At 72.4% G+C, this 4,604-nt stretch carries 6 protein-coding genes; 3 read left to right on the forward strand and 3 right to left on the reverse strand.

What is annotated here, in order from left to right:
• The first annotated feature begins 136 nt into the window (after window positions 1-136).
• The gene (locus ADL22_RS10430; RefSeq protein WP_199836260.1) at window positions 137-670 is read left to right on the forward strand and encodes an NUDIX domain-containing protein; all 534 of its coding nucleotides are present in this window, start codon (window positions 137-139) and stop codon (window positions 668-670) included.
• 169 nt (window positions 671-839) lie between these two features.
• Complete coding sequence (locus tag ADL22_RS10435; RefSeq protein WP_066976094.1) at window positions 840-1,655, forward strand: DUF4037 domain-containing protein; 816 nt, start codon at window positions 840-842, stop codon at window positions 1,653-1,655.
• 156 nt (window positions 1,656-1,811) lie between these two features.
• Here the strand turns inward: ADL22_RS10435 and ADL22_RS10440 are convergent, their stop codons facing one another.
• Complete coding sequence (locus ADL22_RS10440) at window positions 1,812-2,363, reverse strand: SMI1/KNR4 family protein (protein ID WP_066976096.1); 552 nt, start codon at window positions 2,361-2,363, stop codon at window positions 1,812-1,814.
• Between the two features lie 149 nt (window positions 2,364-2,512).
• A complete protein-coding gene (locus ADL22_RS10445) occupies window positions 2,513-3,148 on the reverse strand; it encodes an NAD(P)-dependent oxidoreductase (protein ID WP_066976098.1) in 636 nt (211 codons plus the stop codon).
• Between the two features lie 126 nt (window positions 3,149-3,274).
• On the opposite strand from ADL22_RS10445, the gene ADL22_RS10450 reads away from it, so the two are divergent.
• Window positions 3,275-3,922, forward strand: a complete 648-nt coding sequence (locus ADL22_RS10450; RefSeq protein WP_066976100.1) for a TetR/AcrR family transcriptional regulator — start codon at window positions 3,275-3,277, stop codon at window positions 3,920-3,922.
• A gap of 148 nt (window positions 3,923-4,070) precedes the next feature.
• Here the strand turns inward: ADL22_RS10450 and ADL22_RS10455 are convergent.
• Window positions 4,071-4,604, reverse strand: a 534-nt coding sequence (locus ADL22_RS10455; RefSeq protein ID WP_066976102.1) for a methylated-DNA--[protein]-cysteine S-methyltransferase, incomplete at its 5' end; no start/stop codon positions are given.

The raw sequence follows: 4,604 nt of genomic DNA on the forward strand, positions 1-4,604 counted from the left end.
GGGGTGGCGAGTACGGGCCGGGGGCGCCAGGGGGAGCAGTGGGGGCGGCTCACCGCACGGAAGCGCGCCCCGCCCCCTCCGCCGGTCGCGCTTCTCCTCCCGCCCGCCGAGGCCCTAGGCTCGCGCCGTGACGACCATGGACTACGCCACCTACATCGCCGGGCTGCCCCGTGTGCTCGCGGGCGCGGGGGTCATCTTCCGGGACGCGGAGGGCCGCCTGCTGCTCGTGGAGCCCAATTACCGGGACACCTGGGTCCTGCCCGGCGGCACCATCGAGTCGGACGCCGGGGAGTCCCCGCGCCAGGCCGCCCGCCGGGAGACCCTGGAGGAGATCGGCCTGGACATCGAGCCGGGGCCGCTGCTCGCCGTCGACTGGGCGCGCGGGGAGGGCCGGCCGCCGCTGGTCTCCTACCTCTTCGACGGCGGCGTGCTCGACGCGGAGCAGTGCGCCGCGATCCGGCTCCAGGAGGAGGAACTCCTCTCCTGGCGCCTGCTCCACTGGGAGGACGCCGAGCCCCTGCTCGCCGAGGACCTGCGCCTCCGAATCCGCGCCGCCCTGAACGCCCTGCGGAACGGCGGCGGCCCCGCGGAACTGGAAGACGGCCTGCCCCCGGCCGGCCCCACACCGCCCGGGGCGACGGGCCGCCCGACTACGGAGCGGGCAAGCTAGCACCGGCTCAGCCCTACCCGTCTTCGTCTCTGCCCTGCGCCTGCGCCTACGTGTGACAACGGGGCCGCTCGAAGCGGTCCGGTCGGCGGTACGAGGGGCGCGTCTGGTACTCCGGTATGAGAACCACGGGTTGATTCCTCCCGCCCGCCTCCGCCCTAACCTCATTGCCATGAAAGAGATCGCGGCACGCATCGCGCGGGTGCCGGGAGTCGTCGGGGTGATGCTCGGGGGCAGCCGCGCGCGAGGAACGAACCGACCCGATTCCGACTGGGATCTGGGGCTCTACTACCGAGGCACACCGGACCTGCCCGCCCTGGCGGCACTGGCGGCGGAGGTGACCGGCGGCCCCGTGGAGATACACCCGCCGGGCTCCTGGGGCCCGTGGGTCAACGGCGGGGCGTGGCTGGTCATGCCCGATGGCAGCCGTGTGGACTGGATCTTCCGGGACCTCGACCGGGTGCGGCAGGTCTGGGCGGACTGCCGCGCGGGCCGCTTCGAGACCGGTATGCAGGCCGGGCACCCGCTCGGCTTCTGGTCGCCCGCCTACGCGGGCGAGGTGGCCCTCGGCCGCATCCTGGCCGACGAGACCGGTGAGCTGAGCCGCCTCCAGGAGGAGACCCGTACGTATCCGGAGCCGCTGCGCAAGGCCCTGACGAGCGCCGCCCTCTGGGACGCGGGATTCTCGGTCGCCATGGCGGCCAAGTCCGCCGCGACGTCGGACGTCCTGCACGCCGCCCTGTGCCTCTCCCGGGCCATAGGCGCCCTCGTCCAGGCCCTCCACGCCCACCACCGCGTCTGGTGCCTCAACGAAAAGGGCGCCCTGGCCGCGGTCGCCGCCCTCCCCCACACCCCACCCGGCTTCCCCACCCGCGCCACCGCACTCCTCGGCGAACTGGGCCGGAGCCCCGAGGAGTTGCGCCACTCCCTGACCTTGGCCGAGCAACTGATCACGGAGGTCCGAGAGGCAGTAGCAAAGGAGGCTTAGACGTCGTTTCGGTGGTCCCACCGACGAAGGTGATACGTCCGCAGCGCGGTGGCCGGCGTAGCGGTGGCCGGCGTCAGGAGGTGCTGATCGCGGCATGCCGGGACCGAGGATTCGCCTGATAACCGATCGGAATATCCAGGAGGCAGTTGAGGATCGTCAGAGCGGCTGACCGTCAGAAAGGTCGTCGGAGCCGGGCTTGAATGTCGTACCGAGGTCGTACCGCGCGATCCCGAAAGGTGGGAAATCGGCATCGGCAAGGACGCGGTAGAGGAACTCCGAGGTGGACATGTCGTACCGGTGCCATGCGCCGATGTCGTGGGACCGCGCGAGGATCGGGTACTCGCCCGGCCGCTCGGCGTCGATCAGCCAGAAGTACTCGTCGGCCCATTCGGTGGAGCCCCACTCGATCAGCCCCTTGCCGCCCGGCGCGTAGATCGCATAGGGCTCGACGGCGGAGACGTCTCCGAACCGGCTGTCCTGGTCCACCGACAGGGCGACCCGCCACCGTGTCAGGAAGTCGAACGCGGGGCCTTCGTCGCGGCCCAGAAAGTAGAGGGAATCACTGAAGACGCCACCGCCGAACGCCTCGTAGAGCTCCTTGTAGTCCGCCGGCAGCGGAACCCTCAGCTCTCTCTCGATCGCCGCCCAGTCGACGGAGCCCCCGAGCGGTTCCCACCCGGTCAGTTCGATCACTCGCTGAACCCACATGCAACAACCTTTTAGCACCGGCCTCCGCTCCGATGTCCCCCGCCCCCTTGGCGCCCTGAGCGAGCTGGGCGGCGCTTGCTGCCGGGGCGGCATGCCGCCCCCATGCGGCCGGAATCGGTATGTCCGCCTTCGGCCCAGCCCGTTGGAGGTCAGGTGCTGACGCCGACGGCGTGGGCGTGGGTGGTGGGGTCGGGGATGAGGTCGAGCATGGCGCGGGCTACGTCGGCGCGGGGGATGGAGTTGCCGGCGGGGCCGGCTTCGATGGCGTGGCGGTAGTGGCCGGTGCCCGGTTTGTCGAGCAGGCGGGGCGGGCGTACGGAGGTCCAGTCGAGGTCGGTGGCGCGGAGGATGGCCTCCATGCGTTCCAGGTCGGTGTAGACCTCCTTGAGGACGGCCCACAGCAGCGGGGCGAAGACCCGGTGGCCGAGGAAGGGCTGGCCGGCGCCGGTGCGGTTGAGCGGGCCGGCGCTGACGACGAGGAGGCGGCGGACGCCGGTCGCCGCCATCGCCTCGGTCACCGCGCGGGCCGAGGTGGAGGCGGGCCGCAGCGGGTCGTGGCGGCCGGCCTGGCCGATGCCGGAGAGGACCGCGTCGGCGCCCCGGACGGCGGGTTCGACGGAGGCCGGGTCGAGCGGGTCCGTGCGCAGGACCGTCAGGCGCGGGTGGCGCTGGACCAGTTTGCCGGGGTTGCGCAGGGCGGCGGTCACGTCGTGGCCGTCAGCCAGTGCCTGGCTGACGATCTCCCGGCCGATACCGCCCGAGGCTCCGAGGACGGTGAGTTTCATGGGTCCTCCAGACGGTTTGCCGCCAGTTCACGTGGCACCGCACCTCCCCGGTGCGGTGGAGGTGAGTGAGTGCTTACTCGCCAGTGTGGGTGAGTGTTCACTTACCTGTCAATGTAGGCTCGTGGCATGAGTGATGAAGCCGCCGCGCCGCTGTCCGGGGGTGCTCTGACGCGGTCCCGGATCCTGGACGCCGCCGCCGCGCTGATGACGAACGTGGGGCTGGCGCATACGACGACCAAGCAGATCGCCAAGGAGGCGGGATGCTCGGAGGCGGCCCTCTACAAGCACTTCCGCAGCAAGGAAGAGATCTTCGTACGGGTGCTGCACGAGCGGGTGCCGCAGTTCTCGGAGGCGCTGGCGGAGCTGCCGGAGCGGGCGGGTGACGACCGGGGGCCGGCCGGGCACCTCCGGGAGGTGGCGTTGGCGGCGCTGCGGTTCTACCGGCGGTCCTTCCCGATCGCGGCGTCGCTGTTCGCCAGTCCTGAGCTGCTGGCCACGCACCGTCGCAAACTCGACGAACTGGGCGGCGTGGGGCCGCAGAACGCGGCGCAGCACCTGGCCGCGTATCTGGCGGCGGAGCAGGAGCTGGGGCGGGTGGCCGCGACGGCCGACCCGTACGCGGCGGCGAATCTGCTGATCGGGGCCTGTTTCCACCGGGCGTTCCTCGATCTGTTCTTCGGCGGGGAGATGCCGGCCGGGGCGGTGCGGCCCGCGAGCGAGGAGGAGTTCGCGGCGGAGACGGTGCGGGCGCTGCTGGGTGGGGTGGGGGTCTGACGGGCGGGGTGGGCGGCCATACCGGGTGGATCTGTCCGCTGCCTGCGGCGGGGTTGCCGGCGGTCGGCTGTCGGCGGTCGGCTGTCGGCTGTCGGCTGTCGCAAGCCCACCGCTCGTACCCCGCCGCCCCATGACCGCCCAAGGTCCGTTACCCGCAAGCGTCCGCCGGAAAGAGGCCGTCCCCGGAGCGTTCGAAGGTGAGGAGGCGGCGTTTGCGGTCGAGGCCGCCGCCGTAGCCGGTGAGGCTGCCGTTGGCGCCGACGACGCGGTGGCAGGGGACGATGATGCCGACCGGGTTGCGGCCGTTGGCGAGGCCGACCGCGCGGGCGGCGGTGGGGACGCCGAGGCGCGCGGCGAGTTGTCCGTAGGAGACCGTCTCGCCGTACGGGATGGTGCGCAGGGCCGCCCAGACGCGGCGCTGGAACGGGGTGCCGCGCAGGGCGAGCGGCAGGTCGAAGGCGGTCAGTTCGCCCCGGAAGTAGGCGCGGAGCTGGGCGACGGCCCGGGCGAAGGGCGGGTCGGAGGGGTCGGCGGGGGTGCCGAAGGTCTCCTGGGGCGGGCGGTGGCGCTGGCCGTCCATGTAGAGGCCGGTGAGGGCGTCGCCGTCCGCGACGAGGGTGAGGGGGCCGACGGGGGTGTCGGTGAGGACGGTGTGGGTGAGGGAGGTGGGAAGGGAGGGGGA

The organism is Streptomyces sp. NRRL F-4489 (genome assembly GCF_001509485.1).
Taxonomy (GTDB): Bacteria; Actinomycetota; Actinomycetes; order Streptomycetales; family Streptomycetaceae; genus Streptomyces.

What these genes read in the sequence shown, in the direction of transcription:
- ADL22_RS10430 (WP_199836260.1), top strand. Translation starts at nt 137, where the DNA reads ATGGACTACGCCACCTACATCGCCGGGCTGCCCCGTGTGCTCGCGGGC.
- ADL22_RS10435 (WP_066976094.1), top strand. Translation starts at nt 840, where the DNA reads ATGAAAGAGATCGCGGCACGCATCGCGCGGGTGCCGGGAGTCGTCGGG.
- ADL22_RS10440 (WP_066976096.1), bottom strand. Translation starts at nt 2,363, where the DNA reads ATGTGGGTTCAGCGAGTGATCGAACTGACCGGGTGGGAACCGCTCGGG.
- ADL22_RS10445 (WP_066976098.1), bottom strand. Translation starts at nt 3,148, where the DNA reads ATGAAACTCACCGTCCTCGGAGCCTCGGGCGGTATCGGCCGGGAGATC.
- ADL22_RS10450 (WP_066976100.1), top strand. Translation starts at nt 3,275, where the DNA reads ATGAGTGATGAAGCCGCCGCGCCGCTGTCCGGGGGTGCTCTGACGCGG.